Annotated in this window: 13 protein-coding genes; 11 read left to right on the top strand and 2 right to left on the bottom strand. The window is 72.7% G+C overall.

Annotation, left to right across the window (positions count from 1 at the left end):
• Window positions 1–272 precede the first annotated feature (272 nt).
• The 11 genes from B4N89_RS38445 (at window position 273) to B4N89_RS38395 (ending at window position 14,573) form a co-directional block, all read left to right on the top strand.
• Complete coding sequence (locus B4N89_RS38445) at window positions 273–1,421, top strand: acyl-CoA dehydrogenase family protein (protein ID WP_078981178.1); 1,149 nt, start codon at window positions 273–275, stop codon at window positions 1,419–1,421.
• Between the two features lies 1 nt (window position 1,422).
• On the top strand, window positions 1,423–4,323 hold the full coding sequence (locus B4N89_RS38440; RefSeq protein ID WP_078981177.1) for an amino acid adenylation domain-containing protein: 2,901 nt from the start codon (window positions 1,423–1,425) through the stop codon (window positions 4,321–4,323).
• The gene (locus B4N89_RS38435; protein WP_078981176.1) at window positions 4,316–5,098 is read left to right on the top strand and encodes a thioesterase II family protein; all 783 of its coding nucleotides are present in this window, start codon (window positions 4,316–4,318) and stop codon (window positions 5,096–5,098) included. Before B4N89_RS38440 ends, B4N89_RS38435 begins: the two co-directional genes overlap by 8 nt.
• A gap of 130 nt (window positions 5,099–5,228) precedes the next feature.
• Window positions 5,229–5,636: a RidA family protein gene (locus B4N89_RS38430; protein ID WP_078981175.1), complete on the top strand. Its 408-nt coding sequence runs from the start codon at window positions 5,229–5,231 to the stop codon at window positions 5,634–5,636.
• A gap of 96 nt (window positions 5,637–5,732) precedes the next feature.
• On the top strand, window positions 5,733–7,946 hold the full coding sequence (locus tag B4N89_RS38425) for an MMPL family transporter (protein WP_078981174.1): 2,214 nt from the start codon (window positions 5,733–5,735) through the stop codon (window positions 7,944–7,946).
• A gap of 5 nt (window positions 7,947–7,951) precedes the next feature.
• Complete coding sequence (locus B4N89_RS38420; protein ID WP_078981173.1) at window positions 7,952–9,193, top strand: sensor histidine kinase; 1,242 nt, start codon at window positions 7,952–7,954, stop codon at window positions 9,191–9,193.
• Window positions 9,190–9,870 carry a response regulator gene (locus tag B4N89_RS38415; RefSeq protein WP_078981172.1) on the top strand — a complete coding sequence of 227 codons (681 nt, stop codon included), beginning with the start codon at window positions 9,190–9,192 and terminating at the stop codon, window positions 9,868–9,870. The genes B4N89_RS38420 and B4N89_RS38415 overlap by 4 nt, the downstream gene beginning before the upstream one ends.
• Before the next feature lie 116 nt (window positions 9,871–9,986).
• The gene (locus B4N89_RS38410) at window positions 9,987–11,729 is read left to right on the top strand and encodes a protein kinase domain-containing protein (protein WP_143658233.1); all 1,743 of its coding nucleotides are present in this window, start codon (window positions 9,987–9,989) and stop codon (window positions 11,727–11,729) included.
• 294 nt (window positions 11,730–12,023) lie between these two features.
• Window positions 12,024–13,847 (top strand): thiamine pyrophosphate-requiring protein, encoded by a 1,824-nt coding sequence (locus B4N89_RS38405; RefSeq protein WP_078981170.1) that lies wholly within the window; start codon window positions 12,024–12,026, stop codon window positions 13,845–13,847.
• Window positions 13,848–13,852: 5 nt separating this feature from the next.
• A complete protein-coding gene (locus tag B4N89_RS52120) occupies window positions 13,853–14,020 on the top strand; it encodes a hypothetical protein (protein WP_235619206.1) in 168 nt (55 codons plus the stop codon).
• Between the two features lie 229 nt (window positions 14,021–14,249).
• Complete coding sequence (locus B4N89_RS38395) at window positions 14,250–14,573, top strand: plasmid stabilization protein (RefSeq protein WP_078981169.1); 324 nt, start codon at window positions 14,250–14,252, stop codon at window positions 14,571–14,573.
• A gap of 113 nt (window positions 14,574–14,686) precedes the next feature.
• On the opposite strand, the gene B4N89_RS38390 is transcribed toward B4N89_RS38395, so the two are convergent.
• The gene (locus B4N89_RS38390) at window positions 14,687–15,247 is read right to left on the bottom strand and encodes a DJ-1/PfpI/YhbO family deglycase/protease (RefSeq protein ID WP_078981168.1); all 561 of its coding nucleotides are present in this window, start codon (window positions 15,245–15,247) and stop codon (window positions 14,687–14,689) included.
• Window positions 15,248–15,333: 86 nt separating this feature from the next.
• Window positions 15,334–15,774 (bottom strand): response regulator, encoded by a 441-nt coding sequence (locus tag B4N89_RS38385; protein WP_235619205.1) that lies wholly within the window; start codon window positions 15,772–15,774, stop codon window positions 15,334–15,336.
• Window positions 15,775–15,907: the final 133 nt, after the last annotated feature.

The raw sequence follows: 15,907 nt of genomic DNA, 5'->3' as shown, positions 1-15,907 counted from the left end.
TATCCAAGGCCGCCGAACAGGGCTTTCACCTGAATGATCAGCGCTTCGAGCGCCGTTTTCGTCGGCACTATAGATTGATTGAAAATTTTCCCGTTTGGGCGATCGGATAACGGGCAGCAGTCCGGCTTCGGAGCGGTCTCGCCGAACGCCTCGCATCGTGTTCCGAAATGATCGACGGAAATCGCACCCGCCCCGCGCGCCATCAAGATTCCCCAGGAGGAGTCATGCCGCCCGGAATGATCACCGACGACGCAAGAGACGGGAAAGGGGATATGCGTACGCGGGTACGCGCCGTACTCGATTCCCCGCGTGTACGGGCCGAATCGGCGACCATCTGGGCGGCGGCGGGCACCGGTACCGGGGACCTCCCGCACGCCGACGCGACGTATCGCGCGCTCGGCGGCGCCGGCCTCCTGGCACCGCACTGGCCGCGCGCCTACGGCGGTCTGGACGCCGACTCCTACGCCTCGGCGACGGTCGCAGAGGAACTGGCGCTGCACGGCGTCCCGGACAGCGCCCGCGTCAACACCGTCGACAACGCCGGCGCCACCCTCCTCGCGGCCGGCACCCCCGAACAGCGCGCCCGCCACCTCCCGGCCATGGCCCGAGGGGAGCGCGTCTTCGCCGTCCTGTACACCGAACCGGAGGCCGGCAGCGACCTGGCCGCGCTCACCACCGAGGCACACCCGACCCGGCACGGATGGCTCCTGAACGGCGTCAAGTCGTGGAACGCCCGCACATCCTCGGCCACGTTCGGCATCTGTGCCGCCCGCACCCCCGGGGCCGGCAACCGCTACGCCGAGATCAGCCTGTTCATCGTGCCGCTGCGCGCCCCGGGGGTGCACGTCGAACCGATCGCCACGATCAACCCCGAACTGTTCTTCCACGTCCGCCTCGACGACGTCGCGCTGCCGCCCGATGCCCTGGTCGGCCGGCCCGGGCAGGGCTGGGCGCTGCTGTCCCGGGCACTGGGACTGGAGCGGACGGGCATCTGTTTCGCCGGACGCGCCGTCCGCTGGCTGGACCGACTGATCGCCGCGCTGCGTGCGCAGGATCGGCTCCCGGCCGCCGAGGCACGACACGAACTGCGCCGTCTCGACGCCGAGGTGCGCTCCTGTCGACTGCTGGCCTGGCGGGCCGTGCGGGACGTCGCCGAACAGCGCCCGGACGCGTCCACGGCCGCGGCGGCCAAGTGGTGGGCGAGCGAACTGGCCCAGCGGGTGGCCCGATCGGCGTGGGAACTGCTCGGCCCGCCGCCCGCCGCCGGCGTGGGACACGCGCAGTTCCCGGACCTGCTGCTCGCGGTTCGGGAGGCGCCCGGCCTCACCCTGGCCGCCGGAGCCTCCGAGGTGCTGTTGAACACCCTCGCCGCCGACCTGCTCGACGGCGGCGGGGATCCGTGGGAACGGGAGGTGAGTTGAGATGTTCGCGCACACCACGTGGCAGCGTCGCCTCGTCCGCGACTTCACCACCGCATGGCGCCACTGCGCCGCCGAGGACAACGACGCGGACGTGCGTCGCGACCCCGACCGGTCGCAGGACGCGCGTGCCGTGCTGGTCCGGCACGGCTGGCACGACCTGCTCGTGAGCGCCGACGAGGGCGGGCTCGGGCTGGGCGGCACGGAGGCGGCGCTGCTCGCGGAGAGTCTGGGCCGGGCCCTGCTGCCCGCCGAGGCGATGGACCCCGTACCGGCCGCACCCGTCCTGGCCGGATGGGGCCTGCCGGGCGGATCGGACACGGATCGGGCACGCGTGACGCTGTGCCCACCGACCCACCCCCGGGTGACCCGCGAGGACGGGACGACCGCCTACCTGACGCACGCCGTGCCCGAACTCCTCCTGCTTCCGGACGGCCCGACCGGAGTGCGCCCGATCGAGGGCGCGGACCTCCTCGCCGAAGAACTCGTCGGACCCGACGGGCGATTGTGGGCGATCTCCGCGCGCCCGGCGCCGAGAGCCGGCGCGCTCGACGCGGGTCCCCTGTGGGCCACCGCCGTACTGCTGCGCTGCGCGCACCTGCTCGGAATCGGCGCCACCGCCGTCGACGTCGGCATCGAACGAGCCCGCGAACGCCGCCAGTTCGGGCAAAAGATCGGCCACTACCAGGCGGTGGCGATCCCGCTCGCCGCGCACCGGGCCCGGCAGGAGGCACTGCGCCTGGCGATCGGGGAGGAACTGCTGTGCCTGGCGGCGGATCCCGGCGAAGCCGAGGGTGTACTGGCCCGCGCAGAGGCGATCTTCGCCGCGCTGCGCCCCCTGGTCGAGGCGTGCGTCTCGCACGGTTCGCAGGTACACGGCGCGGCGGGCCTGGCCCGGGACTGCGTCGCCGCCCGCTGCCGCCGGCGCCTCCTCGCCGAGACGGCCGGCGAAGCCGCGTACACCCGCGGCGTCGACCACCCGTACGCCCCGCCGTCCCGACGCCCGCACGTGATCGGTCCGCCGGCGCCCGCGGACGTGGTCGAGGTGGCCCGTCGGCGGGTTCCGCGAGCCGTCGAGGACACCGCCGTCGACCGGCCGGACGACGTGTGTGTACACGAGTTGTTCGAGCGGACCGCGGCCCGCCGCCCCGACCGGATCGCGCTGCGATGCGGGTCCACGACGCTGACCTATCGGGAACTGGACCGGCGGGCCGACCGCCTCGCGCACGTGTTGCGCGACCATGGCGTGGGCCCCGACGACCCGGTCGGGATCTGCATGGATCGCGGCGTCGATGCGATCGTCGCGATCCTGGCCGTACTCAAGGCGGGCGGCGCCTACGTGCCGATCGACCCCGAATACCCCGCCGTGCGGGTCGAGTTCCTGATCCGCGACAGTGCGGCGGTACTGCTCCTGACCCACGAGTGGACGGGCGAATGGCTGCCCGAGACGGATGTCCCGATCCTGTTCCTGGACACGATCGCGGACCGGATCGAGCGGGCGCCGAGCACGCCCGTGGGCGCCTCGGTCGGCGCCGGCGGCCTGGCGTACCTGATCTACACCTCCGGGTCCACCGGGACCCCCAAGGGCGTGGAGATCGAGCACCGCGGCCTGGTCAACCGACTCCTGTGGGACGCCCGCGCGTTCTGCTCGACGGGCGCGGACACGATCCTCCAACACACCTCGCTCGGCTTCGACATCTCGGTCTGGGAGATCTTCGCTCCGCTGACCTCCGGCGCCTGCCTGGTCGTGGCCCCGCGCAAGGCGAGCCGCGACCCGCACGCCCTGCTCGCCGAGGCGGCCGCGACGGGCGTCACCGTGCTGGCCTGCGTACCTTCGCTGCTCGACGTGCTGATCGAGGAACGCGAGCCGGCCCTCGCCGATCTGCCCGACCTGCGACGGGTGTTCTGCGGCGGCGAGGTGTTGTCCCCGCAGTTGTGCGCCCGCTTCCACGCGGCGGTCCCGGGGGTTGAACTGCACAACTTCTACGGTCCCAGCGAATGCACGATCGATGTCACCCACTGGCGGCTCGACCCCCGGGACGTCGAGGCGTCGGTGCCGATCGGGAGGCCCATCGACAACGTCCGCGTCCACGTCCTGGACGAGTTCGGCACCCCGGTGCCGCTCGGCTCTCCCGGGGAACTGCACGTCGCCGGCGCGGGGTTGGCCCGCGGCTACCGCAACCGCCCCGGCCTCACCGCGGCTCGCTTCGTCCCCGACCCGTTCGCCCCGCGCCCCGGCGGCCGGCTCTACCGCACCGGCGACATCGTCACGCGGGCCCGCGACGGCGCGCTGTACTTCCTCGGCCGATCCGACCACCAGGTCAAGGTGCGCGGACACCGCATCGAACCCGGCGAGATCGAGGCGGCCCTGGAGACGCACCCGGATGTCCATACGGCGGTGCTCAACGTGCTGGCGGGCCGGATCGAGGCACACGTACTGCCCGCCCCGGACGCCGGGTTCGACGAGCAGCGGCTGCGTGCCCACCTGCGCGAGCGGCTGCCCGCGCACATGGTGCCCTCGGGCATCGGCGCCCTCGCCGCCGTGCCGCTGGACGCCAACGGCAAGATCGACCGCCGCGCCCTGCCGAGCCTGGCCGCGCGAGGCGGCGGCACCGCCGAGGACGTCGCGGGCGACGCGACCGAGCGGGCCCTGCTCACGCTGGCCGGCCAGGTGCTCGGAGTGGACCGGCTCGCCCCCGGCGACGACTTCTTCGCGGCGGGCGGCAGTTCGCTGGACGCGGCCCGATTCGTCGCCCGGGTACGGCGCGAACTGGGCGTCGAACTCGACCTGGAGGCGTTCTTCGCCGCACCGACGATCGGAGCCGCGACGGCGGGAGCGGCCGGCTCCGCCGCCGAGCGACCCTCGGCGGCCCCCGACACCGCACGGGAGGACACCGATGGCTGATTCCGCGTCCTGGGTGCCGCCCACGCCCGAACCCGACCCCGGCTGCCGGGCTCGGCTGTACTGCTTCCCGCACGCCGGCGGTGCGAGCGGCACGTATCGCGCCTGGACGACGGAGCTGCGCCCGGACATCCAGGTCTGCCCCGTCCTCCTGCCCGGCCGCGACACCAGGGTCGGCGAACCGGTGCCGCCGGACATGACCACCCTGGCGACGACGGCGGCGCACGCGCTGGCCGCGCACCTCGACACGGCGCCCGGTCTCGCGTACGCCGTGTTCGGGCACAGCCTCGGAGCGATCACCGCCTACGAGACGGCCCGGCGCCTCGCCGCCCGCGGCCGTCCGCCGCTGCTCCTGATCGCCTCCGGCAGCGAGGCGCCGGACCGCGTGGCCGCGTCGGCGCGCGAGCGCCATCTGCTGCCCGACGACGCGTTCCTGACCGAGGTGGCCCGCCTCGGCGGCAGCGCCGACGCCGGGCCGCACGAGGCGGAGCTGCTGCGCGCCCTGCTGCCCCGGCTGCGCGCCGACTACACGATCGCCGAGACGTACACGCACGTTCCCGGCGCGCCGCCGGATTGCCCGATCGTGGTCTACGCGGGGACGGAGGACACGTCGGTCGACGAGTCCGGGCTGCGCGCCTGGGCCCGCCTGGGCCGTCCGGACCCGCCGGCGTCCGGCGTACGGCGTTTTCCGGGCGGGCACCTGTACCTGGACGACGCCCGACCCTTCGTGCTGCGCGCGCTGCGCAGGGACGTGGGCGCCGTTCTCGACGCGTCGTGAGGGGGCGGCACCCACCTTCCCGTGGTCACCTTCGAGTTCCTCGGGCACCGAAAAGTGCGTTCTTCCAGGTCAGCGCTCACTCTCCTATGGTTTCCGAGTAACCATCGGAGACCACTACGGAGGTAGCACCATGGCCATCACCCTCACGAACCCCGCCGGCCTGCCGGAAGTCGACGTGTATCGGCAGGTGTCGGTCGGCACCGGGTCGAAGCTGGTCTTCCTGGCCGGGCAGGTCGCCTGGGACGCCGACGGGGTCACGGTCGGCGAGGGTGATCTCGCCGCCCAGGTCGAACAGTGCTACCGCAACGTCGGCACCGCCCTGGCCGCTGTCGGGGCGTCCTTCGACGATGTCGCGAAGTTGACCGTGCACGTGGTCGACTGGACGCCCGACAAGATGCCGCCGCTCCTCGACGGCATCGCCCGCGCCGCCGCCGCACTGGGTGTGACGCCGGCGGCCCCGGCCACCCTCCTGGGCGTCGCCGCCCTGGACATTCCCGCCCATCTCGTCGAGGTCGAGGCCATCGCGATCCTGGACTGAACCCCCTCCCCGAACTCCTTGTCCACCGATCGGTGGACAAGGAGTTCCGTCGGTCGAGGCTGTCGAGGCAACCGGCCCGACGAACAGGATTCGGACATGACGAAACTTCCTGTTCGAGTGGCCGGGTGGAGTGCTCGGCGTCCCTGGTGGGCCATCGCCGGCTGGGTGCTGTTTGTCGCGTTGTGCCTGGGGGCCGGCATCGCCGCCGGGACGAACACCGCCACCAGCGAGGACTATCGGGTGGGCGAGGCCGGTCGCGGGGAAGCGCTGGCCGCGCAGGGCGGCCTGGAGCAGCGTCCGATGGAGCGGGTGCTGATCACCGCCAAGGCCGGCGCGGAACGGGTGGGCCCGGAGGCGGACGCCGCGGCCGGCGAGATCGCGGACCGCATGCGGCGACTGCCCGAGGTGTCCTCGGTCGGGGCGCCGGTGCGTTCGGCCGACGGCAGGGCGGTTCGGGTCGACATCACCATGAAGGGTGAGGAGCAGGAGGGGAAGAAGCACGTCGACCCGCTCCTGGCACAGACCCCGAAGGTACGGGCGGAACATCCGTCGTTGCGAATCGCGGAGAGCGGCGGCCCCTCGATCAGCAAGGACGTCCAGGGCCAACGCGGCGACGACCTCGCCAAGACCGAGATGATCGCACTGCCGATCACCCTGATCACCCTGTTCATCGTGTTCCGCTCGGCGGCGATGGCCGCCGTGCCGCTGGTGCTCGCGCTGTCCGCGATCGCGGCGGCCGTCGGATTGTCGATGCTCGCGTCGCACGTCTTCCCGGACGCCGGGGTCGGCACCAACGTGATCCTGCTGATCGGCCTGGCCGTCGGCGTCGACTACGCGCTCTTCTACCTCAAGCGCGAACGCGAGGAACGGGCCCGCTCGGGCGGGCGACTCGACTCCCGAGCCCTGGTCGAACTGGCCGCCGCCACCTCCGGACACGCCGTCGTGGTCTCCGGGCTCGCGGTCGCCGCCTCCAGCGCGACGCTGTTCCTGGCCGACGACGTGATCTTCTCCTCCATCGCCATCGGCGCGATCGTGGTCACCGTGGTCGCGGTGATCGGCTCGCTGACCGCGCTGCCCGCGCTGCTGGTCAAGCTCGGTGCCCGGGCCGAACGCCGCGCCGCGGCCAAGGCCGAGCGCGCGGCCCGCCGGGGCGAGCCGGTCGCCGCGAAGCCCGCGCGCAGTGGTGCCGGCCGGATCACCTCGGCCGTCCTGCGAGTCACCGCCGCCCGCCCGGTCGCGACGCTCGCCGTCGCCGTGTTCGCCATGCTGGCCCTGGCCGCCCCGCTCGCGAACCTGAAACTGACCGAGATCGGCCGTGAGACCTACTCCCGGGACCTGCCCGCCATGGACACCTGGCATCGGCAGAACGAGGCGTTCCCGGAGCTGAAGTCGATGCACCAGGTCGTGGTCCGCGCCGACGCCGGCCGGGCCGACGAGGTGGCCGGCGCGCTGCGCGAGTTGGAGGTACGGGCCAAGACCGACCCGGCGCTCGCCGGCATCGCCGAACTGCGCACCTCGCCCGACCACCGGATCACCATGCTGGAGCTGCGCGTGCCGCACTTCGTCAGTACCGACGCGGCGCAGGACTCGCTCGATCGGGTCCGCGACGACTACGTACCGGCCACGATCGGCCGACTGCGCGGGGTCGACGTGGCGGTCACCGGCGACGTGGCCCGCTACGCGGACTACCCCGAACACCAGAAGACCAAGCTGCCGATGATCGTCACGACACTGCTCCTGGTGACCTTCGTGATCACCGTGATCGCGTTCGGCTCGGTGGTCCTGGGCCTGCTCGGCATGCTGCTCAACCTGCTGTCGGCCGGCGCCGCGCTCGGACTGCTCGTCCTGGTCTTCCAAGGGAGTTGGGCCGAGGCGCTGCTCGACTTCGACTCGACCGGCTCGATCGGCTCCCGGGTGCCGCTGTTCCTGTTCGTGATCCTGTTCGGACTGTCCATGGACTACCAGGTGTTCGTGATCAGCCGGATCCGCGAGGCCGTGCGGCGCGGCGTGACGACCCGGCAGGCCGTACTCGACGGGATCGGCAACTCGGCGGGCGTGGTCACCAGCGCCGCGTTCGTGATGGTCACCGTGTTCGCCAGTTTCATCGGCCTGCACCTGATCGAGATGAAGCAGTTCGGCTTCAGCCTCGCGGTGGCCGTGCTCCTGGACGCGTTCGTGATCCGGATCATGATCCTGCCCGCCGCCATGCTGCTGCTGGGCGAACGCAGCTGGTGGCCGGCGATCGCACTGCGCCGGGGCCGGGGCCGCACCCCCGCCGCCGAGGTTCGACCGGCCCAAAACGTAGGCTGAGCGCCATGTCCGAACGGCCGCGGTCCCCCGAGCGTTTCCCGATGTGGACGCCGCACCGCTGGTACATCCTGTTCTGGGTGCTGCTCGGGCTCTGCCCGGTGGCCCTGGCCGGGGCGGGCGACCCCGGGGCGAAGCGGCTGTGGGCGGTCGGGCTGCCGGTCCTGCTCGGCCTGAGCTACCTGGTCGTACGGGTGTTCCCGGGGAATCGGGTGCTGCGGCCGAGCGCCTTCCCGGCGGTGCTGACCGTCGGCCTGGTCGCGCTGGCCTACGTGCGCGACGGCGGTGCGTCGTTGTACGTGGCGAGCCTTCCGCACTTCTGGTTCGCCGCCCGCGCCCCCTATCCCTCGATCATGCGCAGCGGCGTCGCCGCCGCCGGCACCGTGCTCGGCGGCGTCGCCTCGCAGGGCTGGAGTCCGAACCTGCTCACCGGGAACACCACGGCGACTCTGATCGCCTACGCGGTGAGCGTGCCGGTCGGCTTGTCGGTACATCGCTACATCGAGCAGAACGGGGCTCGCGTGCGGGCCCTGGACAGCGAACTGGCCGGCGCCCGGGAGCGGTTGGCGGACGCCGATCTGCGCCGGGGCGCCGCGGAGGAGCGGGAGCGGCTGGCCCGGGAGATCCACGACACCCTCGCCCAGGGGTTCGCCTCCATCGTGGTGCTGGCGGAGGCCGCGCGCTCGGGCCTGGCGAACGATCCCGACACGAGTGAGCGGCAGTTGTTGTCGATCGAGCGCACCGCCCGGGAGAACCTGGCCGAGGCGCGGGTACTGGTCGGCTCGGCCCCACAGAGCGGCCTGGTCACCGGGTCGCCGGCCCGGGTGCTGCGCCGGACCCTGGACCGTTTCGCCCAGGACACGGGAATCAACGTGGAGGCCGAACTGCCCGACGTCGAGTGTGATCAGCGCACCCGGATCGCGCTGCTGCGCTGTACGCAGGAGTCGCTGGCCAACATCCGCAAACACGCGGACGCCGGCACGGTGGGTGTGGTGCTCACCCGGGTCGCGGACGGTGTGGAGCTGGAGATCACCGACGACGGGCGGGGGTTCGTGGTGGACGAGGCCCGAGGCTTCGGTCTGGACGGGATGCGTCGGCGACTGGCCGAGCTGGGCGGCGAGTTGACGGTCACCAGCTCGGTCGGGGACGGTACGCGGATCCTGGCGATGATTCCCGTCGACGGTGCGGCCGAGGCGGCCGGGGCGGATGTGGCGGATGTGCACGACTACCGGCGGGAGAGCGCGACATGAGCGGCGACACGAACGGGGACACGCTGCGCGTCGTCGTGGTCGACGACCACTCGGTGATGCGGGCGGGGGTGGTCGCGCTGCTGGCCGCGGACCCCACGATCGAGATCGTCGGCGAGGCGGGCGACGGGTCGGCCGCCGTCGAGTTGGTCGAGCGCCTGGAGCCGGACGTGGCGCTGCTCGACCTGCGCATGCCGGTGCTGGGCGGGGTGGCCGCCACCGCCCGCATCGTGGGGCTGGGCAAGCGGACCCGGGTGTTGATCCTGACCACCTACGACACCGACGCCGAGATCGAGAGCGCGGTCGAGGCCGGCGCCATCGGCTACCTGCTCAAGGACGCCACCCGCGAACAACTCGTCGACGCCATCCGCTCCGCGGCCCGGGGCCAGACCGTACTGGCTCCCAGGGTCGCGGAGCGCCTGGTCGCCCGGATGCGCCGACCCGCCCCGGTGGTGCTCACCTCCCGCGAGATCCAGGTCCTGGACGCGGTGGCGGACGGACTGTCCAACGCGGACATCGGCGCCCGACTGGTGATCGCGGAGGCCACGGTCAAGACCCACCTGCTCCGCATCTTCGCCAAACTCGACGTCAGCGACCGCACCCACGCGGTGGTCACCGCGATCGAGACCGGGCTGCTGCCCCGGGGCGAGGGCATCGACGGGAACCCGACGCGCGGGTGAGCCCGCGAGTGGGATGATCGCGGACACCCGGGCCGGGGCCGGTCGGGTGAGGCGCGGCGCGGGCGGCGGGTGTCGTCGGGGCGGCACGTGGCGAGGGGACGCAGGTGGGGGACGGCGTGAGCGGGCCGACGGGCGACGATCCGGCGCGGATCGGGCCGTACCGGATCGAGCGGCGGCTCGGACAGGGCGGCATGGGCCGGGTGTACCTGGGGCGGTCGGCGTCGGGGCGGGCCGTGGCGGTCAAGGTGGTGCGGCCGGACCTGGCGGAGCACGCGGACTTCCGGCGGCGGTTCGCCCGCGAGGTGGCGGCGGCCCGGGCGGTGAGCGGGGCGTTCACGGCGGCCGTGGTCGACGCGGCGCCGGACGCGCCGAGCCCGTGGCTGGCCACCGTGTACGTCGACGGCATGGCGCTGTCCGACGCGGTGGCGCGGTACGGGCCGTGGCCGGTGGGGCCGTTGCGGGCGCTGGGGGCCGGGTTGGCCGAGGCGCTGGCGGCGATCCACGCGGTGGGCGTGATCCACCGCGACCTGAAGCCGTCCAACGTCATGCTGGCCGCCGACGGGCCCAAGGTGATCGACTTCGGCATCTCGCGGGCGGTCGAGGCGAGCGTGCTCACCCGCACGGGCAGCACGGTCGGCTCACCGGGGTTCATGTCGCCCGAGCAGTGCGCGGACCGTGAGGTGGGCGAGCCGTCGGACGTGTTCTCGCTCGGCGCGGTACTGGCGTTCGCGGGGCGCGGGAGCGGGCCGTTCGGGCACGGGTCGGTGCCGGCCCTGCTCTATCGGGTCGTGCACGACGCCCCCGATCTCGACGGTGTGCCCGCCCCGTTGGTGCCGCTGGTGTCGGCGTGCCTGGACAAGTCGCCGACGGCGCGTCCGACGGCCGCCGAGGTGCTGGCCGAACTGGCGATCGACGCGAGCGTGGCGGGCGCGGGCGCGGGGTGGTGGTTGCCGGCGGCGGTGGCCGGGGCGATTCCGGGCGGGGGTCGGGACGGGGCGCCGGTCGGTGCTGCGCCCGTGGACGGGGGAGCGCCGGCCGGCACGGTGCCCATGGACGAGGGTGTGCCGCAGGCGTCGGCGGTGACCGTGCCCGTGCCGGCGGATGTGGTCGAGGAGGGTGCGGTGCCGCCCGTGCCGCCGCCGCCTCGCACGGATCCGGTGCCACCCGTGCCTCCCATGCCCGGCGGGCCGCCGCGTCCCGACGGGTTCCCGGGGTTCCTGCCACCACCGCCGCCCAAGCCGCCCCGAGCGTGGCCGCGGTACCGGGCGTTCCTGGCCGCCGGGTCGGTCGTCGTGGTGTCGGCGATCACCGTCGCGGTCGTCCTGGCCACGCGCGACGACGACGCCGGCAACCGGTCCGCGGGTACCCCCAAGCCGACGGCGAGCGCGACGCGCTCCGCCACGACGGGGCCGCCCACGCGCCCAGCCGCTTCCGTCCCGTCCGGCGGGCAGCCGTCGTCCGCGTCCTCGCCCGCCGCGTCCGCCCCACCACGCACCCAACCGGACATCCGCGCCCTCGACGTCACCAAGGGCGCCGGCGGGCTGGTGACCCGTGTACTCGAACCCGGCTCGGGCCCCGAGATCCGAGCCGGGCAGCAGATCACGGTCGACTATGTGGGCGTCTACCAGAGCGACCGCGCGGTGTTCGACTCCTCGTGGTCCCGCGGCGAACCCGCCGTCTTCGGCATCGGCACGGGGGAGGTGATCCCCGGCTGGGACGAGGGCCTGGTCGGCCAACGTGTCGGCAGCCGGGTGCAGTTGGTGATCCCACCCGACAAGGCGTACGGCGCGACCCCACCCGGCGAGATGCGCCCCAACGCCACCCTCGTCTTCGTGATCGACCTCATCGCGGCACGCTGACCCGCCGCCCGCCGCGACCCTCGCCCTGCCGACCCTGGCCACGCTGTGCCCGGCGCCACAGGACCGCAGCCGTCCCGACCACCGCCCTCGCCCGCCGCACCGGCTTCCCTCGTGCCCCTGACACCTGCCCCGCCGGGAGGATCCGCCGAGCGGGCGTCTACCGAGTCTTTGCCTCGATGGGTCGTTTCCCGAGCCGGCGCGCGGTTAGCAGCATGGCCACGATCGCGTTTCCCGGAACGTGGTGGTGCGCCGGGCACCCACGCGGTGGCGCCGATGAAGGGAAGAGGGAACGTCATGTCGGAGAAGGTCGCGGACCGGATCCTGGCCAGGCTGCGCGAATGGGACGTCGAGTACGTCTTCGCCTACCCGGGGGACGGCATCAACGGCCTGTTGGCCGCGTGGGGGCGGGCGGACGACCGGCCACGGTTCATCCAGGCGCGACACGAGGAGATGGCCGCGTTCCAGGCGGTGGGCTACGCCAAGTTCTCCGGCCGGGTCGGGGTGTGCGCCGCCACCTCCGGGCCGGGCGCGATCCACCTGCTCAACGGTCTCTACGACGCCAAGCTCGACCACGTGCCGGTGGTGGCGCTCGTGGGCCAGACCGCGCGCAGCGCGATGGGCGGCTCGTACCAGCAGGAAGTGGACCTGGCGAGCCTGTACAAGGACGTCGCGTCCGAGTACTGCGAGACGGTGACCGTGCCCGAACAGCTGCCCAACGTGCTGGACCGGGCCATCCGGATCGCCGCCGCGCGGCGCACCGTCACCGCCGTGATCGTGCCCTCCGACGTCCAGGACCTCGACTACACCGCCCCCGGGCACGCCTTCAAGATGGTGCCGTCCAGCCTCGGGGCGACCTGGTCCGCACCGGTGCCCGGCGACGAGGACCTGCGCCGCACCGCGGATCTGCTCAACGACGGCGAGAAGGTCGCCATCCTGGTCGGCCAGGGTGCGCGCGGCGCCCGGGCGGAGGTCGAGGAACTGGCCGAACTGCTCGGCGCGGGCGTGGCGAAGGCGCTGCTCGGCAAGGACGTGCTCTCCGACGAACTGCCCTACGTCACCGGCTCCATCGGTCTGCTCGGCACCCGGCCCTCGTACGAACTGATGCGCGAGTGCGACACGTTGATCTCCATCGGGTCGAACTTCCCCTATTCGCAGTTCCTGCCGGAGTACGACCGGGCCCGGGCGGTGCAGATCGACATCGACCCCTCGATGATCGGGCTGCGCTACCCGTACGAGATCAACCTGATCGGCGACGCGCGTGAGACGCTGCGCCGACTGCTGCCGCTGGTGCGGGCCAAGAAGCACGGCGCGTGGCGCTCGGGCATCGAGGCGAACGTGGCGCGGTGGTGGGAGGTGATGCAGCGGCGCGCGGCGGTGGACGCGGACCCGATCAACCCGGAATACGTGGTGCACGCGCTGGACGCGCTGCTCCCGCACGACGCGATCGTCACCGCCGACTCCGGCTCGGCGGCCAACTGGTACGCCCGGCACCTGCGGATGCGCGGCGACATGCGCGGCTCGCTCTCCGGCACCCTGGCCACCATGGGACCGGGCGTGCCGTACGCGATCGGCGCCAAGTTCGCCCACCCGGAGCGACCGGCGATCGCCCTGGTCGGCGACGGCGCGATGCAGATGAACGGGATGGCCGAACTGATCACCGCCGGCAAGTATCGCCGCGAGTGGAGCGACCCGCGCCTGGTCGTCGCCGTCCTGAACAACCAGGACCTGAACCAGGTCACATGGGAGATGCGGGCGATGGAGGGCGCGCCGCAGTTCGAGGAGTCGCAACACCTGCCCGACGTGCCCTACGCCGATTTCGCCCGCTCGATCGGTCTGGGCGGCCTGCGGGTGAACCGGCCCGAGGACGTGGAGCCGGCCTGGCGCGAGGCGCTGGCCGCGGACCGGCCGTTCGTCCTCGACTTCCGTACCGATCCCGCCGTGCCGCCGATCCCGCCGCACGCCACGCTCGACCAGATCGAGGCGGCGGTGGCCGCCGTCGTGCACGGCGACAGCGACCGGGGCGGGATGTTCCGCCAGGGCCTGAAGGCCAAGCTTCAGGAGATGTTGCCCGGCGGGCGCGATCGCCCGGATCGGCCGGGCGCGGACGAGGGGCAGTGAGACCGATGCCCGTCCGCCCCGAAACCGCCGTGCCGGTGCTCGACCGCCTGGTGCGCGACGTGCGGCACGGGCGCTTCCAGCGCACCCTCGCGCTGCTCACCGCCGCGGGCTCCCTGGTGACGGCGGGGAGATCCACCTCGAGCACGATCGCGCCGGCTTCGGCAACCGCATGATGTGGTGGCCCGTCGTGCTCGGCCCGATCGGCGCCCTCGCGGGCGTCGCCGGCTTCGCCGACCGGCGTATGGCCGAGACCGCGCTGCCGATCGCGTCGGCGGCGATCGTGGCCAACGGCCTCCAGGCGCCGGCCGACCCGCGGCCGCGGTGCCGGGCCGCATGCTCGCGGGCAGGCCGGGTACGGGCCGTGTTGTCCGATTTTCACTCGGTGAAGACAGGAGGGGTGCCATGCCCAGGGGATCGAGCCCCAAGCGGGAACGGCAGTACGAGCACATCAAGGACAGTGCGAAGAAGCGCGGTGAATCCACCAAGCGCGCCGAGGAGATCGCGGCCCGCACGGTGAACAAGGAACGTGCCCAGGCGGGCGAGTCCAAGACCGCGAGCCGCACGTCCCTCGAAGACATGCCCGCAAGTCGCCGAGGCGGGAAACATTCGCACTCCGGGTCCACCGGGCCCACCTACGACCAGCTCTACGCGGATGCCAAACGCCGCAATATCAAGGGCCGTTCCTCGATGAACAAAAAGCAGCTCCAGCAGGCGCTCGGCACCTGACCGCCGTCCGGCCGCGCCTTGCCACCCACGCGAGACCGCCCCCGACCGACGAGTGTCGGCGGGGGCGGTTTCGCGTTGCGGCGGTCGGCCGGCCATCGGCTACCGGCGGCCGTTCACCGGCCGAGGACGGTTTCGATCTGACCGAGGAAGTCCTTGATGTCGCCCGGGTTGCGCGAGGTGATCAGCACGAAGTCGCCCGTATCGTCGCGGACCACCGACTCGTCGAGCCAGCGGCCGCCGGCGTTGCGGATGTCCGTCGCGACCGAAGGATACGAGGTGAGCGTGCGGTCGCGGACGACGTCGGCCTCGACCAGCAACCACGGGCCGTGACAGATGGCGGCCACGGGGCGGCCGGAGGTGGTGAAGGAGCGCACGATCGCGAGCGCGGTGTCGTTCAGCCGCAGCGAGTCGGCGTTGAGCGTGCCGCCGGGCACGAGCAGCAGGTCGTAGCCGGCGGGGTCCACGTCGGTGAGCACGAGCGTGGGTTCCACGGCCACACCCGGGTCCTTGTCGCTCACGAGCGTGCGGATCGGCTCCGCCGAGGTCGCCGCGACGGCCACCTCCGCGCCTGCTTCGCGCAGTTCCCGAACGGGGACGACCAGTTCGTCCTGCTCGACCCCGTAGTTGGTGACGATCGCCAGGACGCGTCGGTCGGACAGGTCGTTGTGGGTCATGGTGCCGGGCCTTTCGATTCACGGTTCACGGTTCACGGTCACGCGCCGACTCGTCGGCCGTGGCCGTGTGGTGCGCTGCCCCGTGTTCACATCTGTTCGGGCAGGCGCACGATCGAGCGGAAGAAGTCGTCGACCCCGCGGACGACCGCCACGAAGTCCTCGAGGTTCACGGGCTTGGTCACGTACGCGTTGGCGTGCAGGTCGTAGCTGCGCAGGATGTCCTCCTCGGCGGACGAGGAGGCGAGCACCACCACGGGTATCCGCCGCAGGTCGGCATCCGCCTTCAGGTGTTCGAGCACCTCACGGCCGCCCATCCGGGGCAACTGCAGATCCAGCAGGATCAGATCCGGCCGGGGCGCGTCCTCGTATCCCGCGCGTCGGTACAGGAAGTCCAGGGCCGCGACGCCGTCGCCGACCACGCGCAGGGAACTGGGGACACTGTCCGCGAACGCCTCCCGCGTCAGCAGCACATCCCCGGGATCGTCCTCGACCAGCAGGACCTCGATCGCCACCCCACGCTCGTTCACCCCCGAAGTCTGGCCCCAGACCGGTCCCGTCAAACCGGATCCCGGCCGGTACCCGATCATCAGCCCCGGCCTTCCCCGCGCGGGTCGGCGGGACGGGAGCCGAGATCGCCGAAGCCGGGCCGCTCGTGCGGGT

Origin of the sequence: Embleya scabrispora, assembly GCF_002024165.1 — a bacterium.
GTDB classification, from domain to species: Bacteria; Actinomycetota; Actinomycetes; order Streptomycetales; family Streptomycetaceae; genus Embleya; species Embleya scabrispora_A.
Note: the sequence above shows the minus strand (reverse complement) of the source record. Positions and strands in the feature narration are given on the sequence as shown.

Coding starts and splice junctions, on each gene's coding strand:
- B4N89_RS38405 (WP_078981170.1), top strand. CDS start 12,024: ATGTCGGAGAAGGTCGCGGACCGGATCCTGGCCAGGCTGCGCGAATGG.
- B4N89_RS38390 (WP_078981168.1), bottom strand. CDS start 15,247: ATGACCCACAACGACCTGTCCGACCGACGCGTCCTGGCGATCGTCACC.
- B4N89_RS38445 (WP_078981178.1), top strand. CDS start 273: ATGCGTACGCGGGTACGCGCCGTACTCGATTCCCCGCGTGTACGGGCC.
- B4N89_RS38420 (WP_078981173.1), top strand. CDS start 7,952: ATGTCCGAACGGCCGCGGTCCCCCGAGCGTTTCCCGATGTGGACGCCG.
- B4N89_RS38425 (WP_078981174.1), top strand. CDS start 5,733: ATGACGAAACTTCCTGTTCGAGTGGCCGGGTGGAGTGCTCGGCGTCCC.
- B4N89_RS38435 (WP_078981176.1), top strand. CDS start 4,316: ATGGCTGATTCCGCGTCCTGGGTGCCGCCCACGCCCGAACCCGACCCC.
- B4N89_RS38430 (WP_078981175.1), top strand. CDS start 5,229: ATGGCCATCACCCTCACGAACCCCGCCGGCCTGCCGGAAGTCGACGTG.
- B4N89_RS38415 (WP_078981172.1), top strand. CDS start 9,190: ATGAGCGGCGACACGAACGGGGACACGCTGCGCGTCGTCGTGGTCGAC.
- B4N89_RS38440 (WP_078981177.1), top strand. CDS start 1,423: ATGTTCGCGCACACCACGTGGCAGCGTCGCCTCGTCCGCGACTTCACC.
- B4N89_RS52120 (WP_235619206.1), top strand. CDS start 13,853: ATGCCCGTCCGCCCCGAAACCGCCGTGCCGGTGCTCGACCGCCTGGTG.
- B4N89_RS38395 (WP_078981169.1), top strand. CDS start 14,250: ATGCCCAGGGGATCGAGCCCCAAGCGGGAACGGCAGTACGAGCACATC.